The sequence below is a fragment of the Pseudomonas sp. B21128 genome, from assembly GCF_044218865.1.
GTDB classification, from domain to species: domain Bacteria; phylum Pseudomonadota; class Gammaproteobacteria; order Pseudomonadales; family Pseudomonadaceae; genus Aquipseudomonas; species Aquipseudomonas iridis.
Window position 1 is genome coordinate 3,128,661 of the sequence record NZ_CP162590.1, and the last position, 21,853, is coordinate 3,150,513.

Here is a 21,853-nt window from a genome sequence, read left to right on the forward strand (position 1 = left end):
TGCCTGTGTATGTTTTCTGCTCGCATTGGGAATCCGATTTAAGTCAATGTTTATAGCTGCGGTATAGTTTAGATGACGGAAAATCTTGTCGCTCATCAAATGGTCGTCGACCGGGGGCAGCGTAGTGCTCTCAAGCAGCAACGACCTGTGGTTCTTTGGTTCACGGGGCTTAGCGGTGCCGGCAAGTCGACGATAGCAAACGCTCTGGAGCAGGTACTGCTCGAGCAGGGTCGTCACACCTATTTGCTGGATGGAGACAATATGCGTCTCGGTCTGTGCAACGATCTGGGGTTCAATGATGGTGATCGGGCGGAAAATATCCGCCGAATCGCCGAAGTTGCCAAATTATTGGTCGACGCGGGCCTTATCGTTGTCAGTGCGTTCATTTCGCCTTTTCGGCTTGATCGGACTTTGGCCCGCAAGGTGATCGGTGATGAGTTCTTCGTCGAGGTTTACATCAGCACGCCATTGCCTGAGTGTGAGCGCAGGGATCCGAAGGGTCTCTACGGCAAGGCTCGTTCGGGCATGATAAAAAACTTCACCGGCATCGATTCCTTGTATGAACCACCACTGAATCCGGACATCTCGATCAATACACTTGAGGAAGATGTGTCTACGTCGGTGGCGAAAATCATGCAATACCTGGTAGGGCGAATCGAACCTTGAATACCCTTGTCATCATTGGTGCAGGTTTCAGTGGTGCGGTTACAGCCGTTCAGTTTTTGCAGGCATGCAATCCGGGCACTCGAGTAGTTTTACTCAATCGTTCTGGGGAAATGGCTCGTGGATTAGCCTACGGAACCAGTAGTTCACGGCATTTGCTGAATGTACCTGCCGGGAACATGTCGGCGTTGGTGGATCAGCCAGATCATTTTCTGCGCTTTTGCGAAACTCGCTTGCCGGGAACTACGCCCGCATCTTTTGTCCCGCGCAAGCTCTATGGCGAGTACCTATGCGGGTTGCTTGCAGACGCCGAGCACAACTGTCGTGATGGCGTGAGTTTCGAGCGCATCACTACCGAAGCGCACAGTATTGAAGAGCAGAACGGTAAGGCGCGGGTCCGTATCGCTGATGGTCGGGAATTTATTGCCGATCATGTGATTCTGGCGTTCGGAAATTTCTCGCCATTCAACCCCACGATTACCTCCATTCCCCGTGACGCAGGCCGCTATCTCGCAGACCCGTGGTCAGGTGAAATCGAAGTGCCCATCAAGCCGCAGGCTCCCGTGCTGTTGCTTGGCGCAGGCCTGACTGCGCTGGACGTTGCGTTGACGCTTGATCAGCAAGGGCACAGCGGGCCGGTTTACATGCTCTCCCGGCGAGGTGTTCAGCCGTTGCCGCATCGTAGCTCGCGGCATGTGGATAACGTTGCCGGTGATGTGGTTCAGGCTCTGCTGTCTTCCGCGCCGACGGTGTTGAGCTATTTGCGCCAAATGCGTTCGTTGGTGCGCGCTGCAGCCAGGGATGATGTTGACTGGCGCGATATCGTCGCCGCTGTGCGGCCGATCACCGCGCAATTATGGCAGCGCTTGAGCGAAGCGGAACGGCGACGATTTCTGCGCCATATGCAAGTGTACTGGGATGCCCATCGCCATCGTGTCGCGCCTGCTTCATATGCAGCGTTCTCGGCGCAGATCGAACAGGGCAGGCTCAAGCCAATGGCGGGACGAATCCACGGCATTGATGTGTTACCTGGCGGTCTGAGTGTTCACATTGGGGCACGGGGTAGCGCATTGGTCGAGTCTCTAGAAGTCTCGCATATCATCAACTGCACGGGGCCGAATTCAAATCTTGCTCGGGTTGATGATCGTTTGATCGTTCAGTTGCGCAAAATGGGGCTGATTCGGTTGGATAGCCTCGGCCTGGGTATTTGCGTAGATGAGTCGCTTTCTGTCTTGGACCAGCACGCAGTGCCGGTCAAATGGTTAAGTTATGTCGGGCCAATGCTCAAGGCTCAATTCTGGGAAGCGACCGCTGTTCCAGAGCTCAGGAGATATGCGCGCGATCTTGCCGTTCGCGTTGCTGCAGAAATCGGTTAAGGCTGCAGGCGGTCGGAGGCTTTCTTTGCATTCGTGCTTTCAGGCATTGTTGGTTCTGTCTTCTTGTGCATGAAGCCGTAGGTTAGAAAAAGGTCACGCATAGCCGGGATTGATGGGAGTCAACCGTTGTGATGCTACATCCGCAGTCAATTTTCGTTTGCCGAGCCTGATTAATGAAAGTTCAAGCCGTACTCGTCACCGGTGGCTCAGGTTTCCTGGGAGGGGCTTTGCTGCGCTATCTTGCCGCTTGCAAGCAGTACTCCTTGATTGCCGCGTTGCGCAATGAATGTCGTGAACTCCCACAATCAATTCGCCGCTTTGCGTTTGCGGACCTGGCAAGTGATATCGATTGGCAAGACGCGCTTGAGCAAGTTGATGTGGTGGTGCATTCAGCTGCGCGGGTTCATGTCATGCATGAATCCGCGGTCGATCCGCTGGCCGAATTTCGACGGGTGAATGTTGAAGCCACACTAAACCTCGCTCGGCAGGCTGCGCGTGCAGGGGTAAAGCGTTTCATCTTCATCAGTTCGATCAAGGTCAATGGTGAATACACCCGCGCTGGATGTGCATTTAGCGCCGATGACACTCCGGCTCCCGTCGACCCTTATGGTATCTCCAAGCTTGAGGCAGAGTTGGGGTTGAAAGCGCTCGCAACAACTACCGGGATGGAGGTCGTGATTATCCGGCCTGTTCTGGTTTATGGGCCGGGAGTGAAAGCCAATTTCCTGAGCATGATCCGTTGGCTGGAGCGCGGTGTTCCTTTACCTTTCGGTGCTGTGCATAACAAACGAAGTCTGGTCAGTCTGGATAACCTGATTGATTTTATAGTCACCTGTATTGAGCACCCTGGTGCTGCAAATCAGACATTTCTGGTCAGCGACGGGCGTGCGGTTTCAACCACCGAGTTGTTACGCTGCATCGCTGTGGCTTTGAACCGTTCAGCCACTTTATTACCGCTGCCGGTAGGCCTGATGAGTGCAGCGGCAAAGCTTATCGGCAAGGATGCGGTCGCACAGCGAATCTTTGGCTCGCTTGAAGTTGATATTAGTAAGAATCTACAGCTGCTGGGCTGGGTGCCCCCGGTAGATTTTCGATGTGCCCTTGACGCTACAGTGAAACCATTTCTGGAATCTCGCAAACAATGAATGTCTGGTGGCTTATCCCGGTTGTTGCGGTATTTTCTTTCGCTCTGACCGCATTTCTGCGCCGCTATGCGTTATCGCGGAGTTTGATCGATGTACCTAATCAACGCAGTTCTCACACGATTCCGACACCTCGCGGTGGAGGCGTCGCTATTGTTCTGACGTTTATCTGTGCGTTGTTCTTTTTGTTCCATTTGAGCTTAACGACAGAACATGCGTTGATAGCACTGACGGGGGCTGGCGGCATTACCGCCGTTATCGGTTTTTTGGATGACCATGGTCACATTGCTGCGCGCTGGCGTCTTTTGGCCCATTTTTTTGCGGCGGCCTGGGGTGTTTACTGGGTTGGGGGGCTGCCTCCATTAGTCATCGGAGGTATCGCCGTTGAGCTGAGTTGGTTTGGGCACCTATTGGCGGTGGTCTATCTGGTCTGGATGCTTAATCTTTATAATTTCATGGATGGTATTGACGGTATTGCGGGCGTCGAAGCCGTGACGACTTGTGCGGGTGCCTGTTTGATCTACTTGTTTGGTGGATTCGCTGAAATGGCTTGGGCCCCGGGTTTGCTCGCGATATGTTCCGCAGGTTTTCTATGTTGGAATTTTCCACCGGCGAAGATATTCATGGGGGATGCAGGTAGCGGGTTTCTCGGCATCGTCCTTGGCGTGCTAGCGCTTCAGGCTGCCTGGGTTGATCCCGGGTTACTGTGGGCCTGGCTGATACTGATGGGTATATTCATCGTTGATGCAACCTTCACATTGATGCGCCGATTGTTGCGCGGAGATAAGATTTACGAAGCGCATCGTAGTCACGCTTATCAGTTTGCCTCGCGGCAGTTTGGCAAACACTTACCCGTCACTATTGCGGTCGGCCTGATCAACGTGTTGTGGCTACTGCCGATTGCCCTTGGGGTGAGCTATTTCAAGATCGATGGCGCGTTAGCGCTGGTAGTGGCGTATCTGCCGCTCATTTGGCTGGCAGTTAAATTTCGAGCGGGAGAGGTTGAGTGCGTCAGCCCCTGAGAGGCATCGGGGTAGCTCAGGGCGCTCGTTACGGCTGTTTGCCCAGCGCGGATGTGTTCCCAAAAATCTCGGAAACCTATGCAAAATGTGTATCATGTACAACAGCATGGAGCATCGCACCAGCCCGTTGACGACGTAAAGCGAAGTTGACGTACAGTACGCTTCAGCCGTCTGCAGATTTTTTCATGGTGACTGTGATGTTGGGAAACGTCGAATCCGTCATCAATAAACATCTTCGGACGCGCACGTTATATTTGCCCAATTAGAAGGATTAGATTTTGGCTCGCAATGGCTTTTTTTCCAAGCTGTTCAGAACGTTTACTGACCGCTCAGAAAACCTGAAGAATACCGAACTACCCCTGAAGCAGGCTGGCGAGCCAGAAATTCCTACAAAACTGGTTGTCATCGAGACAGACCTAGTTCAATCCAGCCACGCCCGTACTGAAGTCGCTGACGTAGCCGAAGTAGCTGAAGTAGCTGAAGTAGCTGAAGTAGCTGAAGTAGCTGAAGTAGCTGAAGTAGCTGAAGTTAAAGTGATCGACGCAACGTTGGCCAGTCCGGCTGAATACGACTTGAGTTTATTGCCCGAAAATTTTGATCCGGAAGTTTATCTGAAACTCAACCCTGATCTCGGTACGTCAATAGATCCGATTGCGCACTACTTGAATCATGGCCACAAGGAAAGCTGGCGCATTATAACCCTGCCCGAAGAAGCGTCGGCCAGTCCAGTTGAATACGACTTGAGTTTGTTGCCCGAAAATTTTGATCCGGAAGTTTATCTGAAGCTTAATCCTGATCTCGATGCGTCAATAGATCCAATTGCCCATTACTTGACCCATGGCCACAAGGAAAGCTGGCGCATTATAACCCTGCCCGAAGAAGCGTCGGCCAGTCCAGTTGAATACGACTTGAGTTTGTTGCCTGAAAATTTTGATCCGGAGCTTTATCTAAATCTCAATCCGGATCTTTGCTCATCTATTGACCCGATCGCGCATTACTTGAATTACGGTCACCAGGAAAGCTGGCGCATTGTAACTCTGCCAGAAATCAGATATTCCAAAACCCGCGCCTTTGATTCCACGCGTGACACGGTCATGGTCGTCAGCCATGAAGCGTCGCGATCGGGGGCGCCGATACTCGCACTCAACCTCGTGGAGCGCTTATCCAGTCGTTACAACGTAGTTGCTCTTTTGTTAGGGGATGGCGCGCTGCTTGGCGCTTTCGAGGAGGCTGCCGTAGCAACAATGGCGAGCGCGCGACTAAAAAATAACGTGCCTTACGCGCATCCTGCTATCAAGCATTTGTGCAGCAAATTCGAGTTTAAATTTGCGCTGGTCAATAGCATGGAGTGCCGTGTGGTGTTAGAACCGCTGGCTAGGCACTTTGTGCCTGCTATTCCGCTGATTCATGAGTTCGCGTCTGCATATCCAAATTCCAGTGCAGTGTTCTCCGATGCCAGGCTGTGGTCTAGCGACCAGGTGTTTTCCGCAGACGTGACTTGGGAAAGCGCCAAGGATTCATGCCCTGCTCTGAAGTCCCTGACGGCGCATATTATTCCCCAAGGGCGTTGCGTACTGCCTGCACAACTGATCGTTGAGAAGGACACGAAGCGCGAATCCGAATACCTGCGTGGACGGATGCGGCCTGCGGCGGATACTGAGCGCAAGTTCGTGGTCCTGGGTGCGGGTTACGTCAACTTTCGCAAGGGTGCTGATCTCTTCATACAGTGCGCTATCAAAACCATGCTTACACCGGGTGGCGACAGATTTCGATTTGTCTGGATTGGCAAGGGTTATAACCCTGATGTCGAAGACGGTTATTCGGTTTACCTTGCCGATCAGATCAAGCGGTCCGGGCTGCAGGAGCGCTTCGTGATGCTTGACGAGACGTCCGCCATCGAAACGGCTTATGAAGAAGCCGATCTGCTGTTTATTTCGTCTCGACTTGATCCATTGCCCAATGTCGCTATCGACGCCTTTGACGCGCGGTTGCCTGTGCTTTGCTTCGATAAGGCTACAGGTATATCCGACTTCCTTTCCTCTTGTGGATTGCGCGATTCCTGTATTGCAGATTATCTCGATGTCGACAGTGCTGTTCAAAAAATATTCGCACTGGCCAACTCCAGTGATTTGTATGAGCAAGCAGTCAATAATAGTCATGAAGCGTCTAAAGTTTACTTCGACATGGATAAATACGTTGCGGAGCTTGAGCTTGTCGGACTAGATGCCGCAAGACGTGCTGAACAGGAAAAGCGGGATGTTGAAACTATTCTTGAATCGGATTTAACCGATGCTTCTGCACAGGACGTCAGACTTCATGTTCGATCTTGGGCGAGCGGCATAACGTCTCAGCCACTGCATGACGACTTTAAGCCAGATCTATATGTCGAGGAGCATGGCCTCGAAATACCGGGCTGTAATCCACTTGCCGATTACATTCGGACGGGGTGCCCACGAGGGAGCTGGAACACGAGCGCTTAAGTACTACTTCCCGGTTTCACCCTGTTGTCGAGAACGTGAAGGCGAAGGTGAAATTCCGTAGCGTCTGGAAGCATGCTCCGAGGGCGAATTCACCTTTTTGGTGGCCATTTATTCAGCTGAAGGCCCGTGCATTGAGGTTACAATGTGGGCCATCGACTGGTTGAGGAGGGAGCCAAGTGCTCGGACGGCTGAATGGATAAGGTGCGGACTGTCTTGCTGGGGTTGCCTCGCAAACAAAAGCGTTTGCTTCAGGTGGCGACCGACGTCGTTCTGGTATGGGTCGCCCTCTGGTTGTCGTTCATCGTGCGATTGGGCATTGATGACATGTACAACCCCTTCAAGGCCCACCTCTGGCTTTTCGTTTGCGCTCCAGTCATCGCCATCCCGCTGTTTATCCGCTTCGGCATGTATCGGGCGGTCATGCGTTACTTCGGTAATGATGCCCTGATTGCAATCGTCAAGGCGGTCAGTCTCTCCTCGCTCATTCTGGCTGTGGCCGTTTACTGGTATAGCAATCACCAGGCAGTGGTTCCGCGATCCATCATCTTCAACTATTGGTGGTTGAGCATGATGATCATTGGTGGGTTGCGTCTGTGCATGCGTCAGTTCTTCATGGGGGACTGGTTCACGGCCGCTCAGCATGTGCCCTTTACCAATCGTGACGACGGTATGACCAAAGTTGCGATATACGGTGCCGGGGTGGCCGGCAACCAACTGGTCGCCGCACTGCGTATGGGACGTGTCATGCGCCCGGTGGCATTTGTGGACGATGATCCTGGTATTTCCGACCGGTCTATCTCCGGGCTTCAAGTCTTCAAACCCAAGCATATTCAACAGATGATAGAGGTGACGGGGGCTCAGGAGATTTTGCTCGCGCTGCCGTCCTCGACCCGTGCCCGACGCCGGGAAATTCTCAACCTGCTCGAAGGCTTTCCGCTACACGTGCGCAGTGTTCCCAACTTTACGGATCTGGCCAGCGGGCGCGTCAAGGTTGAAGATATTCAAGAAGTGGATATTGCCGATCTCCTGGGGCGGGACGCCGTGCCGGCCCAGCCGGATTTGTTGGCGCACTGCATCAGCGGTAAGGTTGTCATGGTAACCGGAGCCGGCGGTTCGATCGGCTCAGAGCTGTGTCGACAGATTTTCAGCCTGGCCCCGACCACGCTGTTGTTGTATGAGCACAGCGAGTTCAACCTTTACAGCATTCTGTCGGAACTGGAGCATCGGGTGTGTCGGGAGTCGGTTCCCGTTCGCCTGTTGCCAATCCTCGGCTCTATCCGGCAACAGGACAAATTGCTTGATGTAATGAAAACCTGGAAAGTCGATACGGTTTATCACGCGGCGGCTTACAAACATGTGCCGATGGTCGAGCACAACATTGCCGAGGGCGTGCTCAACAATGTGATTGGAACACTCAACACGGCACAAGCGGCCGTGCAGTCGGGGGTGTCGAATTTTGTGCTGATTTCCACTGACAAGGCCGTTCGCCCGACGAATATCATGGGCAGTACCAAGCGTCTGGCCGAGTTGACTCTTCAGGCGCTGAGTCGGGAGATTGCTCCGGTGTTGTTCGGTGACAGCTCGAATGTGTCCCGAGTCAACAAAACCCGCTTCACCATGGTTCGTTTCGGCAATGTCCTGGGTTCTTCCGGTTCGGTAATCCCACTGTTTCACCGCCAGATCAAAACCGGTGGTCCGCTAACGGTCACCCATCCGAAGATCACTCGGTACTTCATGACCATCCCCGAAGCGGCGCAGCTGGTCATCCAGGCAGGATCGATGGGGCAGGGCGGCGATGTGTTCGTGCTGGATATGGGCGAGCCAGTGAAAATTGTCGAACTGGCAGAAAAAATGATTCACCTGTCCGGTCTCAGCATTCGCTCCGAGCGTAATCCCCAAGGCGATATTTCCATAGAATTCACCGGCTTGCGTCCCGGCGAGAAGCTTTATGAAGAGTTGTTGATCGGCGACAACGTTGCCGCGACACCGCACCCGATGATCATGACTGCCAACGAGGACCACTTGCCTTGGGAGGTTTTGAAATCCCGGCTCGCAGACTTGCTCGCGGCGGTAGACGCGGATGATTATTCCCGCGTCCGCCAACTCCTGCGCGAAACCGTCAGCGGCTATACCCCCGACGGCGAAATCGTCGACTGGATCTACCAGCAACGCCGCCTTGAGCCTTGATTGTTTCACATTCTGTAACGCACCTGTTTTTGACTTGAGCCCGTCATGACCTACATTTGAAGAGCAGCTTCGGAAAGCTGCTTTCTCAAATGATGATGGAGCGTCACTAATGCGTACTGGTTATTTCTATTCCCTGATGTTTGCACTGCTCACTAGCGCGTCTATTGCGGCGATTGCGGCGCCTGTCTCGCCGCCGGTGCCGCCGGAAGCGCCGATCGTGATCGACACTGGGGTCTCTGCGAAAAGTGCAAAAATCAATCTCAACGAAGCCGACTCGGCAACGCTCCAAAAGGAGCTGTCGGGTGTAGGTGAAGCCAAGGCCAAGGCGATTGTTGCATATCGTGAAACAAACGGACCGTTCGCATCCGTGGACGAGTTGCTGGAAGTCAAGGGTATCGGCAAGGCGATCCTGGATCGCAATCGCGACAAGCTGGAAGTGAACTAAGCTTATTGTTCAACGCCAAGGGGCCGGTCATTGACCGGCCTTTTTGTTTTTCGGGTGAGGCGTTTGAGTGAGGAAACCAAGAGCACGCCCGTCGGATCGCCGAAAATTACGGCTATCATATTATGGTGAGATTATGCCTATAATAATTCCATGCGCTCTGTATCAACGAGATCCAGAGGGTTGTCTCTCAAGCATTCGAGGAGTCCTGTCATGAATTCTGTTGCGTCCCAAGGTACCGCTCTCGTCACTGGCGCATCGTCTGGTATCGGAGCGATTTACGCAGAGCGGTTGGCATCGCGCGGTTTTGACTTGTTGTTAGTGGCCCGCGACCAAGAGCGTCTGGAAAGTGCCGCAAGCCAGTTGCGTGACGCCCATGGTGTTCAGGTCGAAGTGCTCAAGGCGGACCTGACGCAAAAGGATGACGTGCTCAAACTCGAGCAGCGTCTGCGCAGTGATTCGAGCATCAGCCTGCTGGTCAACAACGCCGGCGTTGCAGCTGACGGTCTGTTGGCCAATGCAGATTTGGAGAATCTTGAGCGGCTGATCCAGCTCAACGTCACCACCGTCACCCGCCTGGCATCGGCCGCTGCAGCGAGTTTTGCCAAGGCGGGTCGCGGCACGATCATCAACATTGCCTCGGTCGTGGCGCTGTTTCCAGAGCGTTTCAACGCCACTTACAGCGCCAGCAAAGCCTATGTGCTGAGTCTTACCCAATCGCTGAACGCTGAACTCGACGGCACCGGTGTAAAAGTCCAGGCGGTGCTGCCTGGCGTTACCCGCACTGAAATCTGGGAGCGTTCGGGAATCGACGCCAGCGGCATCCCGGCCGAAATGGTCATGGAAGCTGGCGAGATGGTGGATGCCGCGCTGGCAGGTCTGGATCAGGGCGAGCTCATTACCATCCCGTCCCTTCCGGATGCGGCTGAGTGGCAAGCCTTTGTGGCAGCGCGGCTGGTGATGGCGCCGAACCTGTCTCGCAGTTCGGCTGCCAGTCGTTACAAGTAAGTTCTTCTGAATCAGTTAGAGGTGCACGCGGTATGGATCAGCGTCGAATAGTCGTCACGGGCATGGGCCTGGTTTCACCCTTGGGCAGCGGTGTTGAGGTTGTTTGGCAACGTTTGCTGCAGGGGCATTCGGGGTTGCGCAATTTGCCGGAAGCCGTGGTCGCTGACTTGCCCACGAGTGTTGGCGGTCGGGTGCCGACCCTGGAAGAGGACGCTGAGGCCGGTTTCGATCCGGATCGCGCCACCGCGCCGAAAGAACAGAAGAAGATGGACCGCTTCATCATGTTTGCCATGGAGGCCGCGCGGCAGGCGTTGGAGCAGGCTGATTGGCATCCGGAAAATGCTTCTGATCAGGAGCGCACCGCGACAATCATCGGTTCCGGTGTCGGCGGATTCGGTGCCATTGCCGACGCCGTGCGTACGACTGATAGCCGTGGCCCGCGTCGTTTGTCGCCGTTCACCATTCCGTCGTTTCTGGTCAATCTGGCAGCCGGGCACGTATCGATTCAGCATCACCTCAAAGGACCGTTGGGGGCGCCGGTGACTGCTTGCGCTGCCGGCGTTCAGGCGATTGGTGATGCGGCGCGATTGATCCGATCCGGTGAAGCCGATATCGCCGTGTGCGGCGGGGCGGAAGCCTCGATCGATCGAGTCAGCCTTGCCGGTTTCGCGGCTGCGCGAGCGCTGTCCAGTGGCTACAACGACACTCCACAGCGAGCCTCACGTCCATTCGACAGTGGGCGTGATGGTTTTGTCATGGGCGAGGGCGCCGGCCTGTTGGTGATCGAGTCCCTTGAACATGCCTTGGCTCGTGGCGCGCAGCCCTTGGCGGAACTGGTCGGTTACGGCACCACGGCCGATGCCTATCACCTGACCGCCGGGCCGGAAGATGGCAGTGGTGCACGGCGGGCAATGGCGCTGGCTTTGGCTCAGGGCGGTATCACGCCGGATCAGGTCCAGCATCTGAATGCTCATGCGACGTCCACGCCGGTTGGCGACCTCGGCGAGTTGGCGGCGATCAAGGCGTTGTTCGGTGCAGAGAACAAAATCGCCGTGACCTCGACCAAATCCGCCACCGGTCACTTGCTGGGTGCTGCGGGCGGACTTGAGGCGATCTTCACGTTGTTGGCAATTCGCGACCAGGTGGTGCCGCCGACGCTCAACTTTGACAATCCGGACCCTGCCAGCGAAGGCGTGGACATCGTCCATGGCCAGGCCCGGCCGATGCCAATCGAATACGCGTTATCTAACGGGTTCGGCTTTGGCGGTGTGAATGCCAGCGTCTTGTTCAAGCGTTGGCAGGCTTAGTCTTTGGATTGTTTGAGGTGCTCGCGGGTGACACCGAGGATGCGCTGAGCGAGCTCGGTATCCGCGACACTGCGTGACAGCAGTAGCGCGCCAACCAGGGTCGACATGATGACGATGGCCCGGTCGGCGCCATTGTCACCTTCGAGGGTGTCTTCGATCTGATTCAGTCGTGCATTGAGCACGGCGTCACTGGTGGGACTGGGTTGTCCGCGCAACCCCAGTTCTGCAGAGATGGTCAGAAGGGGGCAGCCTTCATGTGGAGAGGTCTGATGCCATTCGGACAGGTAAGTGTCGATAAACACCTGCAGCGGCTGTTCCTGGGCAAAGATGTCAGCGCATAGCCCATCAACCTGGTCGCCTGCCTCTTGCAGTGCCTTTTCGACCAGTTCGTCCTTCGATCTGAAGTGCGAGTAAAAACCGCCGTGGGTCAGCCCCAGCGCTTTCATCAACGGCTGCAGGCCGGTCGCACCGATTCCATCCTTGCGGAATCGTGCTGAGGCTTCCTTGATGATCCGTTGATGGGTCTGGGCTTTATGATCCTGCGAATAACGCATTTGGATTTCTCCGCAACAATACCCGCATATTAACCATGGAAAATTAAATGGTGACTGTACTTCTACTTCTAAAACGCACGCAAAAGGGTAGATACGGGCCTGAAAAACAAACCCCGCCAGTCAGGCGGGGTTTTTTCTTTAGCGGTCTTGCGCTTCTTTCGCGTCCGCTTCGGCATTGCGTTGCGCGACACGCTTGCGTTCTTCATCGGTCAGTTCGACTTTATTGGCAGTGTCTCGCAACATCATCAACCCGCCCACGATCGAGCCGATCGCAACGACAAGAATCAACCAGGCATACCAAGGCATAACGGCTCTCCTTAAAGGCAGATCGGTTGGCGAGGATTTCGCCGTTAACCGCTGCATACAACTTTTGAGCGAAGTGAACGCGCAGTGGTTCCATTCTAGGCCCGTTATGCCCGGTGCACCCATCAATCAATGTCGGCGCTTTCAGCTACCTGTGAGCATTGCGTCGGCGGGGGCGTTGGCGCGCAGTTGGCCGGTGAGCAGGAAGTAGCCGAAACCGACCGCCATGAAGCCGAGGAAAATCAACCCGATCAACGTGTTGAACCACGCCATCGCCACCAGACACACCACCGCCAGTACCAATGCAATCATCGGAATCAACGGATAGCACGGCGCACGGAAGGTGCGCTCCAGATTCGGTTCGGATTTACGCAGTTTGAACAGGCTGAGCATGCTCATGATGTACATCACGATCGCGCCGAACACCGCCATGGTGATCATCGCGGCAGTGAGGGTCATGCCGCCGAGGTTGATCAGGCCGTCGCTGTAGATCGCCGCGATGCCGATGATGCCGCCGGCGATGATCGCCCGGTGCGGCGTCTGGAAGCGCGACAGTTTTGCCAGCGATGCGGGCAGATAGCCGGCGCGGGCGAGGGCGAAGAACTGGCGCGAGTAGCCAAGAATGATCCCGTGAAAGCTCGCTACCAGCCCGAACAGGCCAATCCATACCAGCATGTGCAGCCAGCCGGAGTTTTCGCCGACCACGGTTTTCATCGCTTGCGGCAGTGGGTCATTGATGTTTGACAGGGTGCGCCAGTCACCGACGCCGCCGGCGAAGAACATCACGCCCATTGCCAGCAGCACCAGGGTCAGAATGCCGCTGATGTAAGCCTTGGGGATCGTGCGTTTCGGGTCCTTGGCTTCTTCGGCGGCCATGGCTGCGCCTTCGATGGCGAGGAAGAACCAAATAGCGAACGGAATCGCGGCGAACATCCCGGCAATCGCTGGCGCACCGAAAACGTCCGAACCGGCCCAGCCATTGAGCGCGAAGTTACTGAAGCTGAAGGCCGGAGCGACGACGCCCATGAACACCAGCAATTCAGCGACGGCGAGCACGCAGACGATCAGCTCGAAGGTCGCCGCCAGCTTCACCCCAAGGATGTTCAATCCCATAAAGACGATGTACGCGCCGACTGCCGCGTGTTTCGGATCAAGTGCCGGAAATTGCACATTCAGATAGGCACCGATGGCCAGCGCAATCGCGGGTGGAGCGAAGACGAACTCGATCAGCGTCGCCAGCCCGGCGATCAGTCCGCCTTTTTCACCAAACGCTCGACGGCTGTAGGCAAACGGCCCGCCAGCGTGAGGAATAGCGGTGGTGAGTTCGGTGAAGCTGAAGATAAAGCAGGTGTACATGGTCGCGACCATGAACGAGGTCACCAAAAAACCCAGCGTCCCGGCCACGCCCCAGCCGTAACTCCAGCCGAAGTATTCCCCGGAAATCACCAGCCCCACGGCGATACCCCACAAGTGCAGCGTGCCCAGCGTCGGTTTGAGTTGTGTGTTCATGCGTTTGCTCCCTGAACGGTTGGAAAGCTCGGGGAAGGGCGTGTGCAGTGGGCGTGCCATTTTGTATTGGCGGGTCGTAAAGGGCTGAAAGGCGTCGTTATCCGGGATGTTCGGCGGTGGATGTCGGCATTTTTGTGCGCCAGTCGGGTGCGATGGCGTCTGTAATGCCGCCATCGCGGGCAAGCCCGCTCCCACAGGGATCTGCGTCGAGCACCGCATCCAGTTTCACCGCCGAACCTGTGGGAGCTGGGCTTGCCCGCGATAAGGCCAGTCCAGACCCCGCAAAACCTGGCTGTAACGAACGCATAAACCCACTCTTTACGCTTTCTTTATGCCCCGCGCGCACCCTCGCTCTCGTTCCTTTACAGCCTCCTTCCCGACAATCACTCCACACGCGGCAATACGCCGTAACACGGAGATCTTCCATGAGCGTTCTGGACGGGGTGTCACTGCTATTGGCAGTGGGGCTGTTCATTTATCTGTTGGTTGCGCTGTTGCGCGCGGATCGGAACTAGGAGCAGCTATGCACAGTTATGACTATTGGCTGATCCTCGCGTTCTTCGCGTTGGTCTTGCTGCCGGCGCCGTTCCTCGGGCGTTTTTACTACAAAGTGATGGAAGGCCAGCGCACCTGGTTGACGCCGATTCTCGGTCCGGTCGAGCGCGGCTGTTTTCGCGTGGCCGGGGTCAATCCGCAGGATGAACAGAGCTGGCAGAAATACACGCTGGCGCTGCTGGCCTTCAACCTCGCCGGTTTCCTGCTGTTGTTCACGATTCTGCTGTTTCAGGATCACTTGCCGCTCAACCCGCAGAACCTGCCGGGCCAGGAATGGACTCAGGCGTTCAACACTGCGGTCAGTTTCATGACCAACACCAACTGGCAGTCCTACAGTGGTGAAGCGACGCTCAGCTACCTGAGCCAGATGGTCGGCCTCACCGTGCAGAACTTCGTCAGCGCCGCCACCGGCCTCGCCGTGTTGGTCGCGCTGTGCCGTAGCATCGGCCGCAAGTCGAGCAAGACACTGGGCAATTTCTGGGTCGACATGACCCGCGCCACCCTCTACGGTTTGCTGCCGCTGTGCCTGCTGCTGGCGCTGTATCTGGTCTGGCAGGGCGTGCCGCAAACCTTCGCGCAGTATGTGAATGCGGTGACCCTGCAGGGCGTTGATCAAGTGATCCCGCTGGGCCCGGCGGCGAGCCAGATTGCGATCAAGCAACTGGGCACCAACGGTGGTGGCTTCTTCGGCGTCAACTCGGCGCATCCGTTCGAGAACCCGACCGCGTGGAGCAACCTGTTCGAAGTCGCCTCGATCATCCTGATCCCGGCGGCGCTGGTGTTCACGTTCGGCCACTACGTGAAGGACCTGCGTCAGAGCCGCGCGATCATCGCCTGCATGTTGGCGCTGTTCCTGATCGGCGGCGCGACTTCGCTGTGGGCTGAGTACCAGCCGAATCCGACCTTGAACAACGCTGCCGTCGAACAGACCGCGCCGCTGGAAGGCAAGGAAGCGCGCTTCGGCACCACCGCCACCGTGCTGTGGTCGGTGACCACCACGGCGGCGTCGAACGGCTCGGTCAACGGCATGCACGACAGCCTCAATCCGCTGAGCGGCATGGTTGCGCTGGTCAACATGATGGTCGGCGAAGTGATCTTCGGCGGCGTCGGTGCCGGGCTTTACGGCATGTTGCTCAACGTGTTGATCGCGGTGTTCCTCGCCGGTCTGATGATTGGCCGTACGCCGGAATACCTCGGTAAAAAACTCCAGGCGCGAGAAGTGCAATTGCTCGTGGTCACGCTGCTGGTGATGCCGGTCGGCGTGCTGGTACTCGGCGCGATCGCCGCCACCCTGCCAGGCCCTGCGGCAACCATCAGCAACCCCGGCCCGCACGGTTTCAGCCAGTTGCTCTACGCCTACACCTCGGCCAGTGCGAACAACGGCTCGGCGTTTGGTGGCTTGAGCGCGAACACGCCGTTCCACAACCTGATGCTCGGCCTGGGCATGTTGATCGGTCGCTTCGGCTACATCCTTCCGGTTCTGGCCTTGGCCGGCAGCCTGGCGATGAAGAAAACCGCACCGATCGGCCAGAACAGCTTCCCGACCCATGGTCCGCTGTTCGTGACCCTGTTGACCGTGACCATTTTGCTGGTGGGCGGCCTGACCTTTTTGCCGACGCTGGCGTTGGGTCCAATCGCTGAACATTTGAGTTTGGCTGCCTTTGGTATAGGGAGCTAAGGAGTCAATGATGAATATGCCCGCAATCAAACCCGTTGCCGCCAAAGCACCGGAACAAGCGAAAACCGCGATCTCGGCCCTGTGGCGTCCGGCGCTGGTGCAAGCCTTCGTCAAACTCGATCCTCGGCAACTGAAGCGTTCGCCAGTGATGCTGGTGGTCGAACTGACCGCGATTTTCACCACCGTGCTGTGCTTCATTCCCGATGCTGATGTGCCGACGTTCGTCGCCGCGCAAATTGCCTTGTGGCTATGGTTCACCGTGTTGTTTGCCAACTTCGCCGAAGCCTTGGCCGAAGGTCGCGGCAAGGCCCGCGCCGACAGCCTCAAGGCGGGCAGCGAAGGCCTCAGCGCTCGACGCAAACAGGCTGACGGCAGCTTCCAGGTTGTGCCGGCGACCAGTTTGCGCAAGGGCGATGTGGTGCGCGTCGAAGCGGGGGAGATGATCCCCGGTGACGGCGAAGTCATCGAAGGCATTGCCGCGGTCAACGAAGCGGCAATTACGGGTGAATCGGCGCCGGTCATTCGCGAGTCCGGCGGCGACCGCTCGGCCGTCACCGGCAACACCCGACTGGTGTCTGACTGGCTGCTGGTGAAGATCACCGCCAACCCCGGTGAATCGACTCTCGACCGCATGATCGCTTTGGTCGAAGGCGCCAAACGCCAGAAGACCCCGAACGAAGTCGCGCTGGATATCCTGCTGATCGGTCTGACGCTGATCTTTTTGCTGGTGGTGGTGACCCTGCAACCCTTCGCCCACTTCGCCAATGGCAGCCTGCCGCTGGTGTTTTTGGTGGCGCTGTTGGTGACGCTGATTCCGACCACCATCGGCGGCCTGCTGTCGGCGATCGGTATCGCCGGGATGGATCGTCTGGTACGTCTGAACGTGATTGCCAAGTCCGGTCGCGCGGTGGAAGCCGCGGGCGATGTGCATGTGCTGCTGCTCGACAAGACCGGCACCATCACCTTCGGCAACCGTCGGTGCAGCGCGGTGTATGCCGCGCCTGGCGTGACGGGCCGTGACTTGGCCGAAGGTGCGTTGTTTGCGTCGCTGGGTGACGAAACCGCCGAAGGCAAATCCATCGTCGAGTACCTGCGCGGTCTGCATCCGCAACCTGAGCCTTCGCCGGAAACCCTGACGGTTGTGCCGTTCAGCGCTGAAACCCGCTTGTCCGGTGTCGACTATCAGGGCCGCGTTTATCGCAAAGGTGCGGTGGATTCGCTGCTGAGTTTCATCGGTCAACCACGCACCGATCTGGCGCCGGCCCTGTCGCGGGAAATCGACAAAATCGCCCAGAGCGGCGGCACGCCGTTGCTGGTCTGTGTCGACGGTAAACTGCTCGGCGCGATCCACCTCAAGGACGTGGTCAAACCGGGCATCCGCGAGCGTTTTGCCGAGCTGCGCAAACTGGGGATTCGCACGGTGATGGTCACCGGTGACAACCCGCTGACCGCTGCTGCGATTGCGGCTGAAGCGGGCGTCGATGACGTCCTCGCCGAAGCCACCCCGGAAAAGAAACTCGCGCGTATTCGCCTCGAGCAGAACGACGGTCGTCTGGTCGCGATGTGCGGTGACGGCGCCAACGACGCCCCGGCGTTGGCCCAGGCCGACGTCGGCATGGCGATGAACGACGGCACGCAAGCCGCACGCGAAGCGGCGAACATGGTCGACCTCGACAGCGATCCGACCAAGCTGCTGGACGTGGTGCAGATCGGCAAGGAATTGCTGGTGACCCGTGGTGCACTGACGACCTTTTCCATCGCCAACGACATCGCCAAGTACTTCGCGATCCTGCCGGCGTTGTTCGCCTCGATCTACCCGCAACTGGGCGTGCTGAACATCATGCACCTGACCAGTCCGCAGAGCGCGATTCTGTCGGCCATTGTGTTCAACGCGTTGATCATCGTAGTGCTGATTCCGCTGGCCCTGCGCGGTGTGCGCGTGCAAGCGGCGAGTGCGGCGGCGTTGCTGCGACGCAATCTGCTGATCTATGGCGTGGGCGGGATTCTGGTGCCGTTTGTGGGGATCAAGGCGATCGACATGCTGCTCACGGCGTTGCATCTGGTGTGAGGCTGAAGAGCCCCTCACCCTAACCCTCTCCCGGGGGGAGAGGGGACTGACCGAGGTGTTTTGGCGAGTTGCACCGACCTGAGGTACCGAGCCGAACTCAGGTCTTGAAAAACACATGGATCGACTCCCTTTCCCCTCGCCCCCTTGGGGGAGAGGGCTGGGGTGAGGGGGAAGAAATTTTTCTGACACTCCACCAAAAGTTTGCCCAACGAATTCGAGGATTATGAAATGTCCACAATGATACGTCCGGCCCTGAGCCTGCTGGTGCTGATGACCCTGGTCACCGGCGTTGCCTATCCGCTGGTCGTCACCGGAGTCGCGCAGGTCGCGTTTCCCGAGCAGGCCAACGGCAGCCTGGTGTACGACGCCGCTGGCAAGGTCCGCGGTTCATCGCAGATCGCTCAGGATTTTGTTGGCGATGCGTGGTTCCATCCGCGCCCATCGGCCGGTGCGTTTGCCACTGTTTCCAGTAGCGCAAGCAACCTGGCGCCGAGCAATCCGGCACTGGCCACCCGCGTGATCGACGACGCCAACAAGTTGCAGGTTCCCGGCCAAGGCCCGGTGCCGCTGGCGCTGCTGACTACCTCCGGCAGCGGCCTCGATCCGCACTTGCCTCCGGCGGCAATTGCCTATCAACTGGCGCGTGTCGCGCAAGCGCGTAACCTGCCGGTGTCGACCGTGCAGCAACTGCTTGATGCGCACATCGAGCAGCCGCTGGTGGGGCCGCCGGTGGTGAATGTGCTTGAGTTGAATATGGCACTGGAAAAACTCTGAATCGGCGGCGCGGCCATTCGCGAGCAGGCTCGCTCCCCCAGGGGACTGCATACCCCTCGTGGGAGCGAGCCTGCTCGCGAAGAGGGCCACTAGAACACTGCATAACCATCAGCAAGAGAGAACTTCAAGCATGAGCGACTCCGGCCGCGCCGACGCACTGTTAGCAGACCTGCCCCGCGACGGCCGAGGCCGGCTCAAGGTTTTCCTTGGCGCCGCGCCCGGTGTCGGCAAGACCTACGCCATGCTCCAGGCCGCCCACACCCAACTGCGTCAAGGTGTGAAAGTCATCGCCGGCGTTGTTGAAACCCACGGTCGTGCCGAAACCGAAGCGTTGCTCGGCGGCCTGCCGCAGCAGCCTCTGGTGCGCTCGGAATACCGTGGCGTGATGCTCGAAGAAATGGACCTCGACGGCCTCCTCGCCGCCAAACCGAAGCTGGTGTTGGTCGATGAACTGGCCCACAGCAACGCCCCCGGCAGCCGCCATGCGAAACGCTGGCAAGACATTCAGGAACTGCTCTCGGCCGGCATCGACGTGTTCACCACGGTCAACGTCCAGCACCTCGAAAGCCTCAACGATCAGGTGCGCGGCATCACCGGCGTGCAGGTGCGCGAAACCCTGCCGGACTGGGTGCTGCAAGAAGCCTTTGAGTTGTTGCTGATCGACCTGCCGCCGCGCGAATTGCTTGAGCGGCTGCGCGAAGGCAAGGTCTATGTGCCGGAGCAGGCGCGGGCGGCAATCGATGCATTTTTCACCCAGACCAACCTCACCGCATTGCGCGAACTGGCGATGCAAACAGCAGCGGCACAAGTCGATAACGACCTCGCCCAAGGCTATCGCCAAATGGGTCAGGCCGCGCCGGCGGTGCGCGGACGTTTGCTGGTCGGCATTGATGGCGATGCCCAGGCCGAGCGTCTCGTGCGTCACGCCAGCCGCGTTGCACAGCGTCGGCATTTGCCGTGGAGTCTGGTGCACGTCGACAACGGCAGCGTGCGCGACGAGCAATCACGTTTGCGTCTGCAAAGTGCTCAGCAACTCGCCGAACGCCTCGGTGGCGAAGTGGTGTTGCTGCGCGCCGGCGAGGTGGCGAAAACCCTGATCCAGCATGCGTCCGAGCGCCGCGCGAGTCTGGTGCTGGTGGGTCAATCCAGGCCACGACTGCGCCGTCACCTGTTCGGTGGAGGGCTGGCCGCGCGGTTGTTGCGTCAGGCTCGTGGGCTGGAAATCAACGTCCTCGACAGCGATCACCAACAGGATCAACCGCGTACTCGAAACCCACTGACACTGGTTTGGTTTGACTACCTGCTGGCGCTGGTCGCCACGGTGTTGGCCACCGCACTGGCGTGGGCCGTGTCGAGTGTGTTGCCGCTGCCGAACATCTCGCTGGTGTTTCTGGCGGCCGTGCTACTGGTGGCGGTGCGCAGCAGTCTCGGCCCAGCGTTGGCGTGTGCGGCGTTGTCGTTTCTGACCTACGACTTTTTGTTCATACCGCCAAATTTTTCGTTCAGCATCCAGCGTGAAGAAGACGTGCTGACCTTGCTGTTCTTTCTGTTGATGGCGGCGCTCACAGGAAACCTGGCTGCGCGTCAGCGTCGGCAATTGCAGGCGTTGCGCGACACCCAGGAAGAAACCTCCGAGCTGCTCGACCTGTCGCGCAAACTCACCGCCGCCACCGACCGCCAGGCCGTGCTCAATGCCGCCGCGCAGCACCTCAATGGCTGGCGCGATCTGCAAATCTGCTTGCTCAATCGCGACGGGCAGGGTGGCTGGAAAGTTGAAACCGGTGGACCGCTGCAATTCACCGAGTCCGAACGCGCCGCCGCCGATTGGGCCTGGCAGCACGATCAACCGGCCGGGGTGGGCACCGGCACGCTGCCGTTCGGTCGCTGGTGGTGGTGGCCGCTGTCGGTCGAGGACGGTCCGCTGGCACTGCTCGGGGTGTGTGCCAAAGAGGGCCAGACCTTGAGCGGCCAGCGTCGCCGCTTGCTGACCGCGCTCAGTCAGCCACTGGCACAGGCGTTGGCTCGCGCGCAGTTGGCGGATGATCTGGAAGCGGCGCGCTTGCACGGCGAAACCGAGCAATTGCGCAGCGCGCTGCTGGCCTCGGTTTCCCATGATTTGCGCACGCCGCTGACGTCGATGCGCGGCAGCATCGACAGCTTGTTGGCATTGGGCGAAGCGATCCCGCTGGAGGATCGCCGCGAACTGCTCGAAGGCACCCGTGATGAAGCCGAACGCCTCGACCGCTACATCCAGAACCTGCTCGACATGACACGCCTGGGCCATGGCGCGCTGAAACTCGCGCGCGACTGGGTGTCGCCGGCCGATATCGTCGGCAGTTCGCTCAATCGTCTGCGCGCAGTGCTCGCGCCGTTGCAGGTCAGCACCGAGGTGCCGGCCGAGTTGCCGTTGCTGTACGTGCACGCGGCGTTGATCGAGCAGGCGCTGGTCAATGTGCTGGAAAACGCCGCACGTTTCTCGCCACCTGACGGCCGATTGCAATTGAATGCCGGCGCGAACGACAACGAAATTTACTTCTCGGTCAGCGACGAGGGGCCGGGGATTCCCGAAGACGAGCGGGCGAAGATTTTCGATATGTTTTACACCGCCGCACGGGGTGATCGCGGCGGCCAGGGCACCGGCCTCGGCCTGGCGATTTGTCAGGGTATGGTCGGTGCGCATGGCGGACGAATCAGCGTTGCCGATGGCATTGACGGGCGCGGTACCTGCATCACCTTGCACCTGCCATTGCAGGCGCAACCGGGGATGGACGATGAAGCCTGAATC

17 protein-coding genes are annotated in these 21,853 nt (G+C 57.9%); 14 read left to right on the forward strand and 3 right to left on the reverse strand.

The window, feature by feature from the left end; all coding sequences use genetic code 11:
- The first annotated feature begins 72 nt into the window (after positions 1 to 72).
- The 9 genes from cysC to fabF all read left to right on the forward strand — a co-directional run bounded on the left by cysC (position 73) and on the right by fabF (position 11,627).
- Positions 73 to 666 carry an adenylyl-sulfate kinase gene (gene cysC / locus AB4P91_RS13945; RefSeq protein ID WP_150593113.1) on the forward strand — a complete coding sequence of 198 codons (594 nt, stop codon included), beginning with the start codon at positions 73 to 75 and terminating at the stop codon, positions 664 to 666.
- Entirely contained in the window at positions 663 to 2,039 is a 1,377-nt protein-coding gene (locus AB4P91_RS13950) for an FAD/NAD(P)-binding protein (protein ID WP_150593114.1), read from the forward strand. The genes cysC and AB4P91_RS13950 overlap by 4 nt, the downstream gene beginning before the upstream one ends.
- 173 nt (positions 2,040 to 2,212) lie before the next feature.
- Positions 2,213 to 3,184 (forward strand): UDP-glucose 4-epimerase family protein, encoded by a 972-nt coding sequence (locus AB4P91_RS13955; protein ID WP_395603013.1) that lies wholly within the window; start codon positions 2,213 to 2,215, stop codon positions 3,182 to 3,184.
- A complete protein-coding gene (locus tag AB4P91_RS13960) occupies positions 3,181 to 4,203 on the forward strand; it encodes a glycosyltransferase family 4 protein (RefSeq protein ID WP_395603014.1) in 1,023 nt (340 codons plus the stop codon). The genes AB4P91_RS13955 and AB4P91_RS13960 overlap by 4 nt, the downstream gene beginning before the upstream one ends.
- 278 nt (positions 4,204 to 4,481) lie before the next feature.
- Positions 4,482 to 6,683, forward strand: a complete 2,202-nt coding sequence (locus AB4P91_RS13965; RefSeq protein WP_395603015.1) for a glycosyltransferase — start codon at positions 4,482 to 4,484, stop codon at positions 6,681 to 6,683.
- Positions 6,684 to 6,875: 192 nt separating this feature from the next.
- On the forward strand, positions 6,876 to 8,870 hold the full coding sequence (locus tag AB4P91_RS13970) for a polysaccharide biosynthesis protein (RefSeq protein ID WP_395603016.1): 1,995 nt from the start codon (positions 6,876 to 6,878) through the stop codon (positions 8,868 to 8,870).
- A 109-nt stretch (positions 8,871 to 8,979) separates the two neighbouring features.
- Positions 8,980 to 9,315, forward strand: coding sequence for a ComEA family DNA-binding protein (locus AB4P91_RS13975; protein ID WP_395603017.1), 336 nt, complete (start codon positions 8,980 to 8,982; stop codon positions 9,313 to 9,315).
- Between the two features lie 210 nt (positions 9,316 to 9,525).
- Positions 9,526 to 10,320 carry an SDR family oxidoreductase gene (locus tag AB4P91_RS13980; RefSeq protein WP_150593119.1) on the forward strand — a complete coding sequence of 265 codons (795 nt, stop codon included), beginning with the start codon at positions 9,526 to 9,528 and terminating at the stop codon, positions 10,318 to 10,320.
- Between the two features lie 32 nt (positions 10,321 to 10,352).
- Entirely contained in the window at positions 10,353 to 11,627 is a 1,275-nt protein-coding gene (fabF, locus tag AB4P91_RS13985) for a beta-ketoacyl-ACP synthase II (protein WP_395603018.1), read from the forward strand.
- On the opposite strand, the gene AB4P91_RS13990 is transcribed toward fabF, so the two are convergent.
- The 3 genes from AB4P91_RS13990 to eat form a co-directional block, all read right to left on the reverse strand.
- Positions 11,624 to 12,181 (reverse strand): TetR/AcrR family transcriptional regulator, encoded by a 558-nt coding sequence (locus AB4P91_RS13990; RefSeq protein WP_395603019.1) that lies wholly within the window; start codon positions 12,179 to 12,181, stop codon positions 11,624 to 11,626. The two genes, fabF and AB4P91_RS13990, sit on opposite strands and share 4 nt — an antisense overlap.
- Positions 12,182 to 12,319: 138 nt before the next feature.
- Positions 12,320 to 12,487 carry a DUF2897 family protein gene (locus AB4P91_RS13995; protein ID WP_100847753.1) on the reverse strand — a complete coding sequence of 56 codons (168 nt, stop codon included), beginning with the start codon at positions 12,485 to 12,487 and terminating at the stop codon, positions 12,320 to 12,322.
- 141 nt (positions 12,488 to 12,628) lie between these two features.
- On the reverse strand, positions 12,629 to 13,993 hold the full coding sequence (gene eat, locus AB4P91_RS14000; protein ID WP_150593123.1) for an ethanolamine permease: 1,365 nt from the start codon (positions 13,991 to 13,993) through the stop codon (positions 12,629 to 12,631).
- A gap of 425 nt (positions 13,994 to 14,418) precedes the next feature.
- Between eat and kdpF the strand changes: the two genes are divergently transcribed.
- The 5 genes from kdpF to AB4P91_RS14025 all read left to right on the forward strand — a co-directional run bounded on the left by kdpF (position 14,419) and on the right by AB4P91_RS14025 (position 21,850).
- A complete protein-coding gene (gene kdpF / locus AB4P91_RS14005) occupies positions 14,419 to 14,508 on the forward strand; it encodes a K(+)-transporting ATPase subunit F (protein WP_007899818.1) in 90 nt (29 codons plus the stop codon).
- Positions 14,509 to 14,516: 8 nt separating this feature from the next.
- A complete protein-coding gene (kdpA, locus tag AB4P91_RS14010; RefSeq protein WP_395603020.1) occupies positions 14,517 to 16,226 on the forward strand; it encodes a potassium-transporting ATPase subunit KdpA in 1,710 nt (569 codons plus the stop codon).
- A gap of 10 nt (positions 16,227 to 16,236) precedes the next feature.
- Complete coding sequence (gene kdpB, locus AB4P91_RS14015) at positions 16,237 to 18,294, forward strand: potassium-transporting ATPase subunit KdpB (RefSeq protein ID WP_395603021.1); 2,058 nt, start codon at positions 16,237 to 16,239, stop codon at positions 18,292 to 18,294.
- A 228-nt stretch (positions 18,295 to 18,522) separates the two neighbouring features.
- Positions 18,523 to 19,068 (forward strand): potassium-transporting ATPase subunit KdpC, encoded by a 546-nt coding sequence (gene kdpC / locus AB4P91_RS14020; protein ID WP_150596216.1) that lies wholly within the window; start codon positions 18,523 to 18,525, stop codon positions 19,066 to 19,068.
- A 130-nt stretch (positions 19,069 to 19,198) separates the two neighbouring features.
- The gene (locus AB4P91_RS14025; RefSeq protein WP_395603022.1) at positions 19,199 to 21,850 is read left to right on the forward strand and encodes a DUF4118 domain-containing protein; all 2,652 of its coding nucleotides are present in this window, start codon (positions 19,199 to 19,201) and stop codon (positions 21,848 to 21,850) included.
- Positions 21,851 to 21,853: the final 3 nt, after the last annotated feature.